At 59.4% G+C, this 16,289-nt stretch carries 14 protein-coding genes; 2 read left to right on the forward strand and 12 right to left on the reverse strand.

Annotated features, from left to right (window positions below):
• Positions 1-76 precede the first annotated feature (76 nt).
• Entirely contained in the window at positions 77-1,069 is a 993-nt protein-coding gene (locus C2L65_RS24750) for a lysylphosphatidylglycerol synthase domain-containing protein (protein WP_042310775.1), read from the reverse strand.
• Positions 1,070-1,212: 143 nt separating this feature from the next.
• Positions 1,213-2,427, reverse strand: coding sequence for a bacteriohopanetetrol glucosamine biosynthesis glycosyltransferase HpnI (hpnI, locus tag C2L65_RS24755; RefSeq protein ID WP_042310773.1), 1,215 nt, complete (start codon positions 2,425-2,427; stop codon positions 1,213-1,215).
• 638 nt (positions 2,428-3,065) lie between these two features.
• On the opposite strand from hpnI, the gene C2L65_RS24760 reads away from it, so the two are divergent.
• Positions 3,066-4,754 carry a hypothetical protein gene (locus tag C2L65_RS24760; protein ID WP_042310772.1) on the forward strand — a complete coding sequence of 563 codons (1,689 nt, stop codon included), beginning with the start codon at positions 3,066-3,068 and terminating at the stop codon, positions 4,752-4,754.
• 53 nt (positions 4,755-4,807) lie between these two features.
• Here C2L65_RS24760 and C2L65_RS24765 read toward each other — a convergent pair whose 3' ends face one another.
• The 10 genes from C2L65_RS24765 to C2L65_RS24810 all read right to left on the reverse strand — a co-directional run bounded on the left by C2L65_RS24765 (position 4,808) and on the right by C2L65_RS24810 (position 14,371).
• Positions 4,808-5,797, reverse strand: coding sequence for an ROK family protein (locus tag C2L65_RS24765; protein ID WP_052426934.1), 990 nt, complete (start codon positions 5,795-5,797; stop codon positions 4,808-4,810).
• 8 nt (positions 5,798-5,805) lie between these two features.
• Positions 5,806-6,624: an alpha/beta fold hydrolase gene (locus C2L65_RS24770; protein ID WP_042310770.1), complete on the reverse strand. Its 819-nt coding sequence runs from the start codon at positions 6,622-6,624 to the stop codon at positions 5,806-5,808.
• Complete coding sequence (locus tag C2L65_RS24775) at positions 6,621-7,454, reverse strand: sugar phosphate isomerase/epimerase family protein (RefSeq protein ID WP_042310769.1); 834 nt, start codon at positions 7,452-7,454, stop codon at positions 6,621-6,623. Before C2L65_RS24775 ends, C2L65_RS24770 begins: the two co-directional genes overlap by 4 nt.
• Positions 7,454-8,527 (reverse strand): Gfo/Idh/MocA family protein, encoded by a 1,074-nt coding sequence (locus C2L65_RS24780; RefSeq protein WP_233446536.1) that lies wholly within the window; start codon positions 8,525-8,527, stop codon positions 7,454-7,456. Before C2L65_RS24780 ends, C2L65_RS24775 begins: the two co-directional genes overlap by 1 nt.
• Positions 8,528-8,580: 53 nt before the next feature.
• Entirely contained in the window at positions 8,581-9,540 is a 960-nt protein-coding gene (gene araH / locus C2L65_RS24785; protein WP_224031789.1) for an L-arabinose ABC transporter permease AraH, read from the reverse strand.
• A 64-nt stretch (positions 9,541-9,604) separates the two neighbouring features.
• Positions 9,605-11,101, reverse strand: coding sequence for an L-arabinose ABC transporter ATP-binding protein AraG (araG, locus tag C2L65_RS24790; RefSeq protein WP_042310764.1), 1,497 nt, complete (start codon positions 11,099-11,101; stop codon positions 9,605-9,607).
• A 72-nt stretch (positions 11,102-11,173) separates the two neighbouring features.
• Positions 11,174-12,160 (reverse strand): arabinose ABC transporter substrate-binding protein, encoded by a 987-nt coding sequence (locus tag C2L65_RS24795; protein ID WP_427910183.1) that lies wholly within the window; start codon positions 12,158-12,160, stop codon positions 11,174-11,176.
• 141 nt (positions 12,161-12,301) lie between these two features.
• Complete coding sequence (locus C2L65_RS24800) at positions 12,302-13,075, reverse strand: SDR family NAD(P)-dependent oxidoreductase (RefSeq protein ID WP_042310762.1); 774 nt, start codon at positions 13,073-13,075, stop codon at positions 12,302-12,304.
• A 46-nt stretch (positions 13,076-13,121) separates the two neighbouring features.
• Positions 13,122-13,904: an inositol monophosphatase family protein gene (locus tag C2L65_RS24805; RefSeq protein ID WP_052426933.1), complete on the reverse strand. Its 783-nt coding sequence runs from the start codon at positions 13,902-13,904 to the stop codon at positions 13,122-13,124.
• A 41-nt stretch (positions 13,905-13,945) separates the two neighbouring features.
• The gene (locus C2L65_RS24810) at positions 13,946-14,371 is read right to left on the reverse strand and encodes an RbsD/FucU family protein (protein WP_042310919.1); all 426 of its coding nucleotides are present in this window, start codon (positions 14,369-14,371) and stop codon (positions 13,946-13,948) included.
• 396 nt (positions 14,372-14,767) lie between these two features.
• Here C2L65_RS24810 and C2L65_RS24815 point away from each other — a divergent pair, with 396 nt between their 5' ends.
• The gene (locus C2L65_RS24815) at positions 14,768-16,270 is read left to right on the forward strand and encodes an ROK family transcriptional regulator (protein ID WP_042310758.1); all 1,503 of its coding nucleotides are present in this window, start codon (positions 14,768-14,770) and stop codon (positions 16,268-16,270) included.
• Positions 16,271-16,289 lie beyond the last annotated feature (19 nt).

Raw genomic sequence — 16,289 nt, forward strand, 5'->3', positions numbered from 1 at the left:
TATTCCCGCATCGATTCGAGCCTTACGCGGATTCGTGCGTTCGCCGCTTCGACCGGCTCAAACATAGCCTCCTTCCTCAATCCGCGCCTTCAACACGGCGTGTCGACGGCAACGCATATTCGGCCACCTGCCATGCAAGCAGGCCCGGCAGATAGAACAGCAGATCGCGTACGCGCCGCGCTCCTGCGAGTGCGAGGCACGTCGGTGCATCGAATCCGAGCAGCCCGCCGATCAGCACGAAGCCGCCCTCCTGCACGCCGAGGCCTCCCGGGACCAGGAAAGCAGCGCTGCTGACAAGCTGAATCAGTGCCTCGATCACGAACGCCTGCGCGAAGGTCGCCTGCGCCCCGATCACATGCAGCGCGAACCAGATCTCCAGCGCATACCCCGCGCATTGCAGCGTCTGCCAGATGAGCAGATAGCGGACGACAATGCCAGTCTGCCGCCAGATCAGTTTGATGGACTGATCGATGCGTGCGGACGTGCCCACCAGGTCGACCACCTTGCCGCTCGTGATCCGGTTGAGGGTTCGTGCCGCACGCTCGAACGGCCGCGCATGATGAACGAGCGCGAACAGCACCAGCACCGGGGCGAGCGCCGCAATGCCCCAGGCGAGGCGGCCCGCGAAACGCGCCATATCGGAAGACGAATGCTCGAGCACATAGCCTGCGGCGACCAAAGCAAAGAGGAGCTGGCTGACCAGCGTGAGCTGCATGTCGACGACGAGGCTCGCCGCCGCGGTTGCCGGGCGCATAGCCGCGCGCACGAGCAGCCGGAACGAAACGATTTCCCCGCCGATCCGCGCAACGGGCAAAAGACCATTGACCGACTCGCGGATCCACACGAGCCTGAGCATTGCCGGGAATGACGGCCGCTCACGGACGCGGATCAGGGTGCGCCAATCCCATGCATTCGCGCACATCGGCAGGATATGCAGCAAGGCGGCCAGCACGAGACCCATGCCCGCGCCTCTCAGCAGTTGCAGCACGGCGGCAGGATGATCGCGCCACACGAGCCACAGGGCGAACGCGAGACCGCACAAGGCGGCAATACTTCCAAGGTGTTTCATCTGCGGGTGCTCTCTGTTTCATGCGCCCCGCGTCACTGCGGCTTCGCATATCTGCCGTAAAGCTCACTGCCGTTCATTTCTCGTGGAAAGTGACAGCATCCCGCTCATTTCCGCAAACGCTGTGAGTCTGCTGATACACCCGATCATCGAGATGAATGACGAGATTCATTGGCCGGTGTGTTTTTCAACAATCCACGGCGGTCAACATCGAAACTTATGCCTCGCCATACAACTCTTGACGACAGAAAGCTTGCGCAAAGTATGGCGAAAGCAATGAAATCCCACAATGGCAAGAGCCAAAAATCGCGAACCGGCCGCCTCAGCATGGTATCGATGCGGATCTGCAATAACACTCTCGCGCACAAGGCCGTGACAAGCAACCAGATTGACCATATCGACGCCCCCGAGAGCAATAGCGCGAATACTGACAGTGCGACGGGATAACTCAGCGCCGAACCGAAATGGCCGAGGGGATCGATCCCGCGGATCGTCCTGCTCCAGCGCAACTCATGTTCGAAAAGACGAGAAGCCGTGGATTCCGTGCAGGCATGTCCGATCACGAATCCAGGGATGACCACCTTTTTTCCTGTCGCGCGTACTGCGGCCCCAATGGCGTGATCCTCCGCAAGGAAATTGGAAAATTGACGAAGGCCGCCAATCGCATCCAGTGTTTCACGACGTATCGCGATAGTCTGCCCGAAACACGGCTTGGCAAGACCAAGCGCGAGACCCATCGCGACGCCGGGCAAGAACTGATAATCGACGGCTCTCGCTGAAAGCCTCGGCCAAAAGCCTGGATCGGGTACGCCAACGTATGCGCATGTCACAAGACCCACGCTTTCCGCCTGCAGTTCGTCCATTATTCTGCGAAGGTAATCTCGTCCCACCGAGACGTCACTGTCTGCAAAAACGAAGAAATCATGAACCGCTGAAGGAAGCATGTTGAGCAGATTGCTCACTTTCCGGTTTGAGCCGTGCAACTTGCTATCGGCGACCACGGAGATATGTGCGTCCGGGTGAAGACGCCGAAGTTTCTCGATGACCTCTAGTGCGGGATCGTCAGGATCATGAACTCCGAAGAGGTATTGCACGGCCCCCGGATAGCACTGTTCGCAAAAGCTCACAAGGTTAGATAGCAGCGCTGTTTCCATACCGCGCAGGGGCTTGATCACTGTGACAGGGGGATAGCTGGGAGCCTCGATGGAACGTCGCGCAAAAAAAGAACCTATCAGCACGATGGCCGTGACGGTATAGGCGATTCCGAATGCCGCACAGGCACCACAAAAATATGCGAGCGCATGTAACGCAACTCCGACATGCAGCAAGGTTGCGGTCGAAAACAAGGCACTCGTCACCATTGGCGGTGTCCAGTGTAGAAAATCAATGGATGGGTCGATCGCGGCAGTTGCTAACCCGCGCGGCACGCCGGGTAACCAATTGCGGCGTCACCTTGACACCGGAGACGACACACCTTGGACACGCGCCGTTCATCTCGGTGACATTCAGAAATGGGTTGCTGCCGCCGTGATGAGAGATCGGAGATGAACGCGAGAACTCGCTTCGTGCGCCTTGACGGGGATACTAACGGGCTTATCTGAAGGGAACGTTAAGGCCGGCCTCCATAATATTTCCGATGTTTACGCCGCGTGTAGACGGGGGCCTTTCTCGCAGCCAATCAGAGTGAAACTGAAAGGCCTCCAAAAGCAGATCGTCGCCTTTCAAATGAGCCGTACGATTTCAGTCCAGCGCTCGCTCTATGGGCGTGTCATTGAAAGCATGACCGTACGCAACGGGCAGGTCAGCGCGTCAAAGCAATTCTGAAGGAAACCTTAAGGACGAGAAAAAATGAGGAAAAATCCTTTCGACTTACTTCTGATCCCACTGCTAGCTTGGAGAAAGTCTATCGCAATCAATAGTTCATGAATTGTCAGTACGGTGATGCGGTTCTATCGCAGGTGCGCACGTTGCACTTCCCAGAATCCAAACGGAGACATTCATGCAAACAACAACGCTTCGCCCCACGGTTCCCCGCCTGTTGGCAATCGGACGCTTACCACTTCTCGGCTTTATGCTTGCCGGTACGATCGCGCAGGCGCAACCCTCCGACCAGGACAGCGACAGTCATTTCCATCCCGGACTGCTCGTGATCAGCCGCAGCGCATACGACAACCTTTCGAGCAATGTTCAGGCAGGCACGATTCTTCCGCCCAATTGCGCGAGTACGCAAGGCGGCTGCAGTGCGTCGACAGGTGCGCCGTCCGACGGCACCTATCCGTACGTCTGGAATAACGATGGATACGACGCAAGCTTCGGCATTACGTCGCGAATCTTTCTCGACCAGATCTCGCCGGGTGGTGCGCTGGTGAGCACGCTGGAAGTGCCGAACAGTTTGCAGAAAGGCTTTTCCCGCGACCAGTTGGTCACGAGCTTCAGCTCGAAGTCGGAACTTGCGCTGCATCTGTCGACGGACGGCAAATACCTGACTTTCATGGGTTACGTGGCACCCGTCAACACGATCGATGTATCGAATTCCAATACACCCGGCGTGGTCGATACGACGAATCCCGTTGGGCAGAGCTTTTATCGTGCCGTCGCCCGCGTGGACAGCGAAGGCCATTTCAGTTTCACCGAAACCAACGCATATAGTGGCAACAACGGCCGGGCCGCGATTCTGAACAATAGAAACGGGCACGACATTTTCTATACGGCAGGCAATGCCGGTAACGGAGCGAACCCGCAACCCGACGGCGTGATACTGGGCGCCGGTACGCAATTCATCAGTGCATCCAACCAGTCTGAGGCTCAGCAAACGCCCGGCACGCCAACTCCACTCGCGAGTTTCTCGGTCACGGAACTCGGCGCAAAGGCGGACAAGATCGGCAAAGATGACAATTTTCGCGGCATGACCATTTTCAATAACGTGTTGTACTTCACCAAGGGCAGCGGCAGCAACGGTGTGAATACGGTCTACTTCGTCGACACGACGGGCACCGCATGTCCGAACGGTGTCGGCGTCCCCTCCCCGAACGCCACGTTGCCCACGGCAGCCGTTCCCTATAACGCAGCGACGCTGCAAACCAGCGGTTTGCCGAACAACATGTGTGTACTCGCCGGCTTCCCGTCGACACCTAACAAGTCGGCTGCCACGCTCTCGTATCCTTTCGGACTGTGGTTTGCCGACGCAAATACCTTGTATGTTGCCGACGAGGGCGACGGTTACACGGGCGGCGCCGACCTCTACACCCATGCCGCCGCGCAACCGACGGCTGGACTGCAAAAGTGGATCTACAACGCGGGCACGAGAACGTGGACGCTCGCCTACACGTTACAGACAGGTCTCGAATTGGGCTCGCAATACACCATCAAGGGTTATCCGACGGGATCCAACAGCGCAACCGGGCTTCCGTGGGCTCCCGCGACAGATGGTTTGCGCAACCTGACCGGGCACGTCGACGATGATGGCACGGCGACGATCTGGGCGATCACGTCGACCGTCAGCGGCAATGGTGATGTGGGTGCCGATCCGAACCGGCTCGTGGCGATCCGCGATGTCGTAAAGAACGCCAAGTCATCGGGAGCCACGCACGAGAAGTTCGTGACGCTGCGCACCGCGGGGTTTGCTGAAGTATTGCGAGGTGTTTCGTTTGCACCGGGATCGGATTCCGGACGCCCGTTCCACCAGTAAGCAACATCGGGCGCTTGCGTGCGAGCGCCCAAATAGACTTTGCTTTAACGCCTTTACTGATTTTGGTTGGATTCCGGAGAAGGCTGCCTACCTGCGGTCCGGATGACGCGCGACTGATGACTTCCCCGGCCTCGATGTTCAGTCAGGACGGCGGGCGCGCCATGCAGGACGGCAGTCCATCCGTGTCGGGACCAGCGTAAATCCAACGGACGTCTTGTCTCTGACAACGGCAAATGCCCTTCGATAAGCCCGATCAGGGTTTCTCTCGGATATCCATTCATATCCATGACTCCGCCGCCGAGCAGGATGGTGGCAGGCGACACCATGGCTGCAGCCATACCAACCGCCATCGCCTGATGACGGATGAAGCGCGAAAGGTCGTCCGCTAACGAAGCGCTGTACGCGGATGCAAGGAAGATGCTGTCGATAGGTACGCCATGGCGCGCGGCGATGGCTTGCAAGGCTCGCCCAGATGCATGGGCCTCGAGGCAGTCCGGTCGCATGCCCTCGGGAACCGGGCCTTCCGCCAGAAACGGCATCAGACCGATCTCGAGTGCCCATCCGCTGCCCCGGAATGGTTTGCCGTCGATCATGAAGGCTGCACCGACTCCCGTACCGAAGAAAACTCCGAGTACATGATCGGCGTCCTGGACGACCCCGGCGCGCATTTCACCCATCAGCGCCAATACCGCATCGCGCTCGAGCAGGACCGTGCAACCCGCCCGTCGCCCAAGTTCGTCCCCAAGCCGCCGACCGTCGAGGCTTCTGATGTTTGCGGCGTGCAGAACACGATCACCGTCCGTGTCGATGAAGCCCGGTATAGCTATGACAATCGTCTGCGGCGTGATGGCAGTTTCCGCGACGACATCCTCGACCATCAGCGCGAGTGCCCGAATGGGGTCGCCGGCTCTGAGTGCATCCGTCGAAAAGAGCTTGCGGAAATCCAGCGGCTGACTGTTGCAGGAATAACCGAACTTGATGTTTGTCCCGCCAACATCGATCACTAGAATGGGCTCACCGACAGGTGTCTGCAGATTTTCCATTGATCGTGTCATGACTGATTCCGCATGGGTGTCAGGAATTCGCGCAGCGCCCGTTTAAAGTCGGCAACGTAGTCGCTGTGGCTCTCTGTTTTCGAGGTGATGACCGTGAGCGTCGAGTCCGAAATCAGTTCGGCCAGCGCTTCTGCCGTTTCGACAGGGTGAACGTAGTCCTGGCGGTTGGCGATGACCAGTGTCGGCAGGCTCAGCTTGCTGAAGTCTCCGCGCTGGAGGCCCGGACCTTGTGCAGGGATGCGGCTGAGCAACGCAATGGTGGATTGCGGATTCGGTCGCCGGAAAAATCCGCGCATCGATGCGGCGTTATCGGGCGATACCGCTTCGACTTCTCGCAACCGCGCGCATGCTTCAAGACGCGCCGCTCCCTCGTCGGCTCCGTGCGCCGCAAGCAGTTCGGCCACATCGCGATAGATCTGGAGTTGCGCAGGACCGTCCCTGTCGACCCACGCCGGACGCGCAGCGATCAATGCAGATGCGCGCTCAGGATGCATCGCAGCGATGCGCAATGCGATGGCCGCGCCGAGCGAGATGCCTCCCACGACGGCGTGTTCGATACCTAGATGATCGAGAAGAAGCACGGCATCGTCGGCAAACTGCGCGATCGATAACACCGTTGGGTCCCCCAGCGCGGAGAGCCCGTGACCGCGGCATTCGAGCGTGATGCGACGAATGCCGTCGATCGCAGGGAACACTTCAGCCGGTTGCTTGCGATCCGCGCCCAGTCCGTGCTGCCACAATACCGGCATGCCCTCGCCTTCATCCACGAAAGCGAGCCGGCATCCATCCGGCGTCTCAAAGTAGCCATCACTCATGACGCTTGGCTCCGGATGATCGACGTGAGATACGCCGCGACGCCAGGCGCTTCTGACTCTTCGAAATTGTGTCCGACCAGCGGCCCGTCGTAACCGACCGATTTCATCCGTGCAACAAATGCAGGAAGATCGACTGCGCCCTTGCCCGCGGGCACGACGACACCATGACGATCGATGTCCTTGGCATGCACGAGAAACAGGCTGCCACCGAGAAGTTCTGCCGCCTCCGCGACGATCTCGGCTTGTCGGGGCTGCGCCTCGGGTGGAAGGAGATTTGCCGCATCGAGCACAATGCCGAGACGCTTCGAGCCCGTTTCATCGAGTATCTTGCGGGCGAGCCTCGCGTCTGCAATGACATTGCCCGGCTCCGGTTCGATACCGAGGACGAGATTGAACTCCTCGGCCAGCGAAAGCGCGAAATCAAGCTCACCACGAAGCGCGCTCCACGCCTCGCCCGAACCATTGTCCGGATGCGCGCGCCACATGTTCGAGGTATCGCGCGAACCTGTACACAGGGTCACCAGCGAAACGTCCATGTCGTGCGCGACGCGCATCACATTTTCGAACCCGCGCCTGTCACGCTTTCGCTGTGCCATGTCAGGATGCGCCATGTTGTAGGTGCCGGATAGCGCACACAGCGCAAGGCCCGCCTCTCTGGCGGCTTTCGCGATACTTTTGCCAATGCCGGACGGAAACGTTTCGGGCAGCGCGGCAAGCCCTGCACAGGACAGGTTGAACTGTACGGCGGAGAACCCGTCAGCGCGAATCCGTGCGAACAGATCGCCTGGATACTTCGCAGCATAGGTGCGGGCAAATACGCCTGGCGTCATCACAGCGCGCCTCCGACCTGGGCAAGCTCGATGGGTCGTCCGCTACGCACCGACTGTGCGATCGCGACCATGGCGCGGATCGAAGCGACACCATCGTCGACGTCAGCGCCTCGCATGGCGACGCCCTTTAGCACGCTATCCGCAAATCCCTCGACCTGGCGACGATAGAAATGTCCATCCGCCCCCAGCACACGGGTTGTGGTGGCATTACGCTCGTGGAAAACCTCCACGTCACTCGACTTGTAGTACCAGGGGTTATAGATCCTCGCCGTCACGCTGCCGTGTTCGCCGTAGACCTGAAATCCTTCGTGCCAGTCCATTCGCACCGCGATGGTCAGATCGAGGTGTCCCAATGTGCCGTTTTCGAAATCGACGTCCACGAACCAGCAATGCGCACCGAACTTCTCTCTTAGCCGCGCATCGACCGAGCGAATCGGGCCGCCGAGGTATCGCGCGAGATCAACGAGATGGCTGCCGTGCGCCAGCATGAAATACCGTTGCCTGTCGGCCTTCGGGTCGCCTTGCGGACGCAGCACGCGCGTGCCTTGACGAGGCTTCGGCTGAATTGCGTCCGTGTTGGTGTAGCGATGCGTCGAATCGCAATACCATGCCTTGAGCGCAAGCATCTCGCCCATTTCATCCTGCACGAATGCCTTTGCAGATTCGATGCCGGGATCGAAGCGCAGCATGTGACCTATTTGCAGAACCTTGCCCGAGCGCCGTACTACAAGCGCAAGCTGCTCCACCTCTTCGACCGAAACGCCGATGGGTTTCTCGCACAGAACATGCTTGCCCGCCGCGAGAGCCTTGAGCGAAGCGGGCACATGAAAGGCATCCGACGTTCCGATGACGACAGCCTCGACATCGGGGTCCGCGAGCATCTCGTCATAGTCGAGGTAGATTTTTTGCGCGTCGTAGAACTGGCCGAAATGTCTGGCCAGACCTTCGTCGACATCGCACACTGCAAAGAGGTTTGCGTTCTGCGCCTTCTGTACGGACTCGAAATGCGCAAACTGGGAGATCGGCCCACAACCGAGAATGCCGATACGCAATTGCCTTTCATCTTTCTTCACTGATTTCTCCATCTGTTTCGCAAGAAGGCCGTTGGGAGCCCACGCGCAACGTGCTAGTTGCGCTCGCCCCGATTCTTCAACTGGTCGAGCAGCACCGCGGCAAGCAGAATGGCGCCGCGCACGAGGTACTGATAGAAGGCGTCGATATTCAGCAGGTTCATGACGTTCTCGACCGTTCCCATGATGAGCACGCCAACCACGACGCCTGAGATCGATGCTCGTCCTCCGAGCAGTGAAACGCCGCCGAGTACGCATGCCGAGATCACGTTGAGTTCGAATCCTTCACCCGCATTGGGTTGCCCTGACGTGATACGCGATGCGAGGATCACGCCCGCCAGAGCCGTCACAGCGCCTTGCACGAGAAAGATGGTCACTCGCACGAGGTCCACGTTGATGCCTGCAAGCCGGGACGCTTCGGGATTTCCGCCGATCGCCAGCGTGTTGCGGCCATAGACGGTGTTGTTGAGCATCACGCCGAATACGACGAAGCACACCAGCGTGACCCAGATGGGCAGTGACACGCCGAACAGGGTCAGGCTGCCGAATGCGATGAAGCCTTCGGAGGACACACCGACCGCCTGTCCATGGGACACGATGAACGCCAGCCCACGGACGATTTCCATTGTCGCGAGTGTGGTGATCAGCGGATTGATGCGCAGGTATGCAATCACCGCGCCGTTGACGAAGCCAATCGCGCAACCTGCTGCAACAGCTGCGGTGACCGCGATCACCGCGCTGCCGGTGGCGTTCAGCACCATCGCGCACAGCACGCCTGAAAAGGCCACGGTGGAACCCACTGACAGATCGAAGTCGCGCGCCGCCAGGCAGAACATCATCGTGCAAGCCACCATGCCGATCTGTGAAATGGACAGCGCGAGTCCCAGCATGTTGTCGAGCGAAAAGAAATGGTCGACGCTGAATGACATCGCAGCGAACATCGCGATGAAGATCAGGACAAGACTGTATTCGGCAAATGATTCGCGCCATCTAAAGGGAAATGCGTCCGTCGACAGTTCACGCGCGCCTGATGCACGGGCTACTGCCAGTTGATCGTCCGTTTGCACATCTGTCTCCTTATCAATGTGGGATGTCAGGCAGCGCGAGAGAAAGCACGCTCTGTTCCGTCGCTCTCTCGCGATCGAGTTCGCCCGCAATACGCCCTTCACGCATCACGACGACGCGGTCGGCAATGCCGAGTACTTCCGGCAGTTCAGAAGACACCACCACAATCGCGCAGCCCCGTTCGGCGAGTTCGTAGATGACGTTGTAGATCTCGTGCTTGGCGCCGATATCGATGCCACGTGTCGGCTCGTCGAGAATCACCACCCGCACGTCGGGCTCGGCAAGCCAGCGCGCGAGAATCGCCTTTTGCTGATTACCGCCCGACAGAAACCGGATCTTCTGGCGGCGGCTCGGGGTCTTGATCTGTAGCTGCCGGATGAATGCGTCGGCTACCTGTGCTTCCCGTTTCCGGTTCAAAAATACCCCGCCACGCGACGAATGCCGGCGACAACTGATGTTGATGTTGTCCGACACGCTCGCCATCGCGACGATGCCATCTTCCTTGCGGTCTTCCGGGCACAGCACAATCCCGTGCCGGATAGCCGAGCGCGGACCGTCGACGCGAATAGCACGACCGTCGAGGGTGATCTCACCCAGTTCCTTCTTCCTCGCGCCATACACGAGATGCATCAGTTCGCTGCGTCCCGCACCTACCAGCCCGAAGAAGCCGACGATCTCGCCCTTGCGGACTTCGAACGTCGCAGGCGCCGCGAGCGGTTTGCCCATCACTGCCCTGGCTGACAGTCTCACCTCGCCGACAGGTCGCTTCCTGTAGCGATAAATGTCGGCGATGTCGCGCCCCACCATCTCTCTTACAAGCGTCGGACGCGGCAGATCCTTGAGCCCGGCGTGGGATGCGATCATTTTTCCGTCGCGAAACACGGTGCATGCGTCGCACAGTTCGTAGATTTCGTTCATCCGGTGGGAGATATAAATCAATGCGCGCTGTTCCTGTCGCAGTTGCCTGACGAGCCTGAAAAGCACTTCCGTTTCCGTATGCGAGAGCGAGCTTGTCGGTTCGTCGAGCGCGATGACTTGTGCATTGCGCATCAACGCCTTGCAGATTTCGACCATCTGACGCTGCGCAATGGACAGCTTGCGCAGATTGATCGCGGGATCGAGATCGACGCCCATTGCGGCGAGGCGCTCTCGTGCAACCGAAACCGCGCGTGACTTGCTGAACCAGCCGCCTGTAACTGGCAACCGCCCTAGCAAAAGGTTCTCCGCGACGCTGAGATCGGGGACATATTGAAGCTCCTGGTGTATGACGGCGACGCCTCCCTCGATCGATGCGGCCGCGTTCGGGAATCGCACTTCCTTTCCATCGATCAGCATCCTCCCGGCATCAGGCTGATATTCGCCGCCGAGTATCTTCAACAGCGTCGACTTTCCTGCGCCGTTCTCTCCCATCAGGCCGTGAACTTCGCCCGCGCGAACCTCGAACGACACACCGGAGAGAGCGCGCACGCCGGGAAAGACCTTCGACACATTTTCAAAGCGCAGGAACGACACGTTGCCTCCAGCAGGTATGAATCGATGTAAGTACCGACAAGCGGTGCAGCACACTGGCTGTCACCGCCAGATTCATTTGCTCACGACGAGGCCCATTTTTTCCCGTACCTGATTCACATCGTCGCGGGTCGCGAGCATGCCCGTCGTCAGGGTGAGCAACGGCGGCTCTTTGCCCGTCTTGATCCACTCGTAGACAAGCGTGGAGGTCTCCGCGCCGTGCCGCTTCGGGCTGATGATCACCGTGCCGAAGAATCCCGTCGGCTGCGGCTTCTTGAATTCGTTGAGCGCGGACTCCGATCCGCCCACGCCGACACCGACCATGTTCCCGGCCCTGAATCCGCGTCCCTCGGCGGCCCGCACGGCGCCGAGCACGGACTCGTCATTCAGGCCGAACGCAACCCAATGCTTGAACTGCGGATTCTTGGTGAGCGCGATATTCGCGGCATTGAAGCCATTTTCGGTATCGGGATGATTCATCGGCGCGTTGATGACGTTCGCGCGAGGCAATCCCGCGGCAACCAGTGCATCGGCTGCTGCAGCCGTGCGATCGTGCGAAGTCGGGAGCTGGTCGTAGCTCACGTCAATAGCGCCCACATCCTTCATCGCCCACCCGCGCCGCTTCACTTCCGACGCAATGCTCTCGCCCGCCTGCCTTCCAATCTCCGACGCCGAGATGCCCATGTAAGGCACCGACGCAATCGGCCTGCCCGTGCCGTCGACCAGACGGTCGTCAACCGTCATCATCTTCAGTCCATCTGCTTTCGCCTTCGCGACGATGCCTGGCCCCAGCTTCACGTCGGGCGTGCAGATGACGAACCCTTGCGCCTTCTGCGCCGCGAGATTGTCGATTGCGCTCATCACCTTTTCGCCCGATGGCGCCGCGATCTTGACCAGCGTAAAGCCCTTCTCGCGCGCAGCCATTTCGGCGAACTTCCATTCGTCCTGAAACCATGGCTCTTCGGGTTGCTTTACCAGAAAGCCGATCTTGACCGGCTCATCCGCACGGGATTGAATTGAACCAAGTAGTAATCCTAAACTTAGTGGAATCAGGCACGTCAGCTTCGCGATGTTCATGGTTGTCTCCTTCCAGCTCTGTATGATCTGCGTCTTGACCGCGTGTGTTGATCGGTCTGCGCGTCGCGGCCATCGCGCATCCTCTTTCACGCAGACGCCGCCTTGACGGCGTCTGCGCATCCTGTGTCACACAGCCGTCCAGCCTCCATCGATCTTCAGCGTTGCACCCGTAATCAGCGCAGCCGCGTTCGATGCGAGAAACACCACCGGCTCAGCCACGTTCTCCGGTTCGCCAATCTTTCGCAGCGGAATTCGCGCCAGCAAAGAATTGAGCGATGCTTCGTTCTCGAGCCAGCCTTTGGTGCTGTCAGTGCGGATGAATGTCGGCGCGACCGCATTCACGCGAATGTGATGCGGTGCCCATTCGACGGCGAGGCACTGCGTCATATGGATCATCGCGGCTTTCGTCATGCAGTAGATCGACTCGCCGTCGAGAGCAACAAGGCCCGCCTGCGAAGCGATATTGATGATCGATCCGCGCTCACGCGCCGCCATCGTGCGTGCAGCAGCCTGGGACGCAAAGAATGCGCCTTTGACGTTCAGGTCGAACATCGCGTCGTAGTCGTCGGCCTTGACTTGTATGGCGGGCGCCGGCCGGCTGTGACCCGCGTTATTGACCAGAACGGACAATGGACCGAGTTCGGTCTCCACCTGCGCGACCGCCTGTTCAATCGATTCAAGCGACAGCATGTCCATGTGTACCGCGATCGCATTGATGCCACCGTCGCGCAACGCGTTCGCGAGTTCCGCGCCGGCCCGCACGTCGCGACAGCCGAGCGCGACAGCGGCGCCCGCTTCGCCGAGTGCCCTGGCGCACGCATAGCCGATTCCTCGTGTCGCTCCCGTGACGAGCGCTATTTCCCCATTCAATGCAAAGGGGTTGGCTGGACTATCAGACATAGTTCTCTCTACCTTGATCAAGCAGCGGGATTCATTTCCGCGTCGACTACACATTCAGCACGTTTTCCAGCCAGCCGCGCAGCGCCGGGGTGCATACGATCACCTGATTGCCCTGCGTGAGACATGCCTGCGTCAGGAAATCGTTGACCCATCCGCCCGCTTCTTCGACGAGCAGTACAGCGGCCGCCGCGTCCCATGAGTTGATGTGCAATTCACAATAGGCATCCTGCCGCCCCATCGCCACATAAGCGATTCCGAGCGCGCCTGATCCGCGTCGCTTCACTCCTGCACCAAGCGCATGCAACTTCTCGAGCACCTTTGCGGATCGTTCGAACGGGACGCGCGACGACCAGCCGAGTTCGACAACCGACTGCCGGATATCCGTAATCGCGCTGACCTTGATGGGTTGTCCATTCACCGTGGCGCCATGCCCTCTGTGCGCCGCGAACAGTTCGTCGGACATGGGGTCGTACAGGACACCGATTTCCGTCTTGCCGCGAAGGACAAACGCAATCGACACGCAGAAATACGGCACGCCGCGCGCGAAATCGGCCGTCCCGTCGATCGGATCGACGATCCAGACGCTATCGCCTACTTCGCCGCCGCTCTCTTCGCCGAAGAAGGCGTCATCCGGAAACAATGCCGCGAGTCGCGCGGCGATCAGTCTCTCGACTTCTCCGTCCGTTTCGGTCAGATAGTCCTGAGGGCCTTTGAACTTGAAGTTCAATGCATCGTCGCGAGCGAGGAAACGCGTGCGTATCAATTGCCCCGCCTCTCTGGCGATCGCACACGCAACCGAAAATCGCAGATTCATCAACACATCAGTCATGAAGTCCTCCATTGAACAGGCATGCTGTTTCGCACTCACGCTCATACAGGCAAGGTGCCTTTACGCAGCAGCATATTCCCGTACACGCGCGTTTCGCCAGTCACGACGATGGCCACAGCCTTCGATGCGCGCGCCTTGAACTCGGCCGGCGGCAACGAATCGACTTCGAGATGCGGCGCGTGTGCCTTCGCAACTGAAATGAAGTCGCTCATTACCGGCAGGATTTCCGCCGGCTTGTCGCGCACCTCCATGCGCGTGACCGTCTGTGCGCCCTTGTCCAGCGGTAACACGGAGAGAATCGCGTCCATCACGCGCGGACCGTCGGCTGCGTCCTGCCGGATGAGTTGCGGACCGGCGCTCAACGCCGGGTAGTTGCGATCGACGATGGCAATGTCCTCGCCATGGCCCATTGCGCGCAGCACCGAAAGCAGTTCCGGGCCGAGAAGCGGGTCGATATTCCTGAGCATAGTTTCACCAGTCAAAGGTTGGGTTGGACGGAAAGCGTCGTTTGCAGTCGAAGGCGTGATTGCGGGCCACTCGATATCGCGACGACCATGCGCGACGCCGAGCGCATTGGCCCCGATCCGCGCCGCGGGGACGGCAACCCTCGCTATGCGTGCTTCCGATGGCCAGCGAACGTCAGCCTCGTTTCGTTTGCGTTGGACAAAATGCGCGATGGCAATGCTGTGCCCCATCTCAATCCTCCCCTCCGACAGAAGCGTCGATGCATTCCGTTTGTTTGTAGTTTAAACAAACTAAAAGAGAGATACAGCGGGGTTTACACGCTGAATTTTGACTATAGGATGCATTTGAACATCATCTGGAATGCATCTAGAATGCAGAATAATCACAGGAACCCGCCGATGAAGCCACCCAGATCGCTTCGCTCTGCCATTGACGAAATCGAAGCCAGTACGAAGGCAGCCAGGCTGCGCAGCGTCCTGCCCGAAATCGAGCAGCGCCTCACTGCTGGCGCGCGCATTGCCGACATCGTGCAGGCGTTGAACGAGAATGGGCTAGCCATCACGACGGCGACGTTGAAAAGCTACCTGTACAGGTTTCGAAAAGCCGCCCGGGAACAGGCACTCGATAACCGGCCAACGCATCCAGCGCCCCCTCCTGATGCGTCTACGGATAGGCCGTTGCCTCCGCACGAGCACGCAATACCTTCCGGGAGCACGGCGCAGGAAACCACCACGACGACCCCCATGCTGCTGCGTCACATCAACACGGCAAGATGTCTGCGGCAGCTCAGGCGTGGCGCAACGCTAAGTCGGGCGGACCTGTCGCGCGAACTGGGCTTGACGCGCGCCACGATTGGCCATGCCGTCAAGGAACTGATCGACTCCGGACTCGTCGTCGAGACGTCCGACCGTTCCGAGGGTGGCCGGCCGGGCCGGCCAGGTTCAGGGGTGCGCCTGAATCCTCAAGGGGCATACGCGATTGGAATCGATATCTCCAGCCTTACCTTGACAGTTGTACTTGTCGATCTGGGGATGCGAATCGTGCATCGGATCAGCGAATCCGTCGAAACCCACGCCGATGACGTTGATCGCGTGGTCGAGCAGATCGCGAGCCTGCCGGGACGCCTTTTGAAAGAGACAGTCATTGACTCGACCCAGATTCACGGCGTCTGCGTCTCGGTGCCCGGGCTCGTTGACCACAGTGGCCGCGTTGTCGTCGCTCCCTTTCTGCGTTGGCGCGACGTTCCGTTGAAACACATGTTGGCAGCCCACAAAGACATGCCGTGGCCCGTCACGATCTGCAACGACGCAGTCGCCTTTGCAAATGCCGAACGGACCATCGCACGCGAGCAGGATGCGCAAGACATGCTGCTAATCCTGCTCACCGAGGGTCTGGGCGGCGCAATCGTCCAGCGAGGTCAGATACTCGAAGGCGCGCACGGATATGCTGGCGAACTGGGACACATGGTGATGGGTGCGACGCCGGCCGCCATCGGAACACAGACATTCGAGCTACTCGCGGGCTATGAACGCTTTCGCCCCTTTCTCCCCAAGGACCGCACGCTCGCCGACGGTTTGCAATGGCTCGCGAGCATCGGCGCGAAAGCTCATGCACCCGATCTCGAGAAGACGTTCGACGAGTGGGCGAACGTGCTCACGACGGGTATTCTCAATCTTGTCTATCTACTGGACCCTGAAAAAATTGTTCTAGGTGGTCCATTGAGCGCCCTGTTTCCCCGTGTGGAACCGAAAGTTAAAAAATTGCTGGCTGCCAATCTTCTGCACGGTTTCAACGCGCCGCCCATTTATATAACGCGACTCGGTGCGGACGGCGCAGCGATCGGGGCGGCATCGATCGTGCGGAATCAACTTTTTTCCTTGCCTCGCCTCCACCACGACTGAGCGGAACGGACTTTTTCCG

It is taken from the genome of Paraburkholderia terrae, from assembly GCF_002902925.1.
In the GTDB taxonomy this organism is placed as follows: Bacteria; Pseudomonadota; Gammaproteobacteria; order Burkholderiales; family Burkholderiaceae; genus Paraburkholderia; species Paraburkholderia terrae.

Excerpts from the sequence above, each read along its gene's own strand:
- C2L65_RS24750 (WP_042310775.1), bottom strand. The coding sequence starts at position 1,069 with ATGAAACACCTTGGAAGTATTGCCGCCTTGTGCGGTCTCGCGTTCGCC.
- hpnI (WP_042310773.1), bottom strand. The coding sequence starts at position 2,427 with ATGGTGACGAGTGCCTTGTTTTCGACCGCAACCTTGCTGCATGTCGGA.
- C2L65_RS24760 (WP_042310772.1), top strand. The coding sequence starts at position 3,066 with ATGCAAACAACAACGCTTCGCCCCACGGTTCCCCGCCTGTTGGCAATC.
- C2L65_RS24765 (WP_052426934.1), bottom strand. The coding sequence starts at position 5,797 with ATGGAAAATCTGCAGACACCTGTCGGTGAGCCCATTCTAGTGATCGAT.
- C2L65_RS24770 (WP_042310770.1), bottom strand. The coding sequence starts at position 6,624 with ATGAGTGATGGCTACTTTGAGACGCCGGATGGATGCCGGCTCGCTTTC.
- C2L65_RS24775 (WP_042310769.1), bottom strand. The coding sequence starts at position 7,454 with ATGACGCCAGGCGTATTTGCCCGCACCTATGCTGCGAAGTATCCAGGC.
- C2L65_RS24800 (WP_042310762.1), bottom strand. The coding sequence starts at position 13,075 with ATGTCTGATAGTCCAGCCAACCCCTTTGCATTGAATGGGGAAATAGCG.
- C2L65_RS24805 (WP_052426933.1), bottom strand. The coding sequence starts at position 13,904 with ATGACTGATGTGTTGATGAATCTGCGATTTTCGGTTGCGTGTGCGATC.
- C2L65_RS24810 (WP_042310919.1), bottom strand. The coding sequence starts at position 14,371 with ATGCTCAGGAATATCGACCCGCTTCTCGGCCCGGAACTGCTTTCGGTG.
- C2L65_RS24815 (WP_042310758.1), top strand. The coding sequence starts at position 14,768 with ATGAAGCCACCCAGATCGCTTCGCTCTGCCATTGACGAAATCGAAGCC.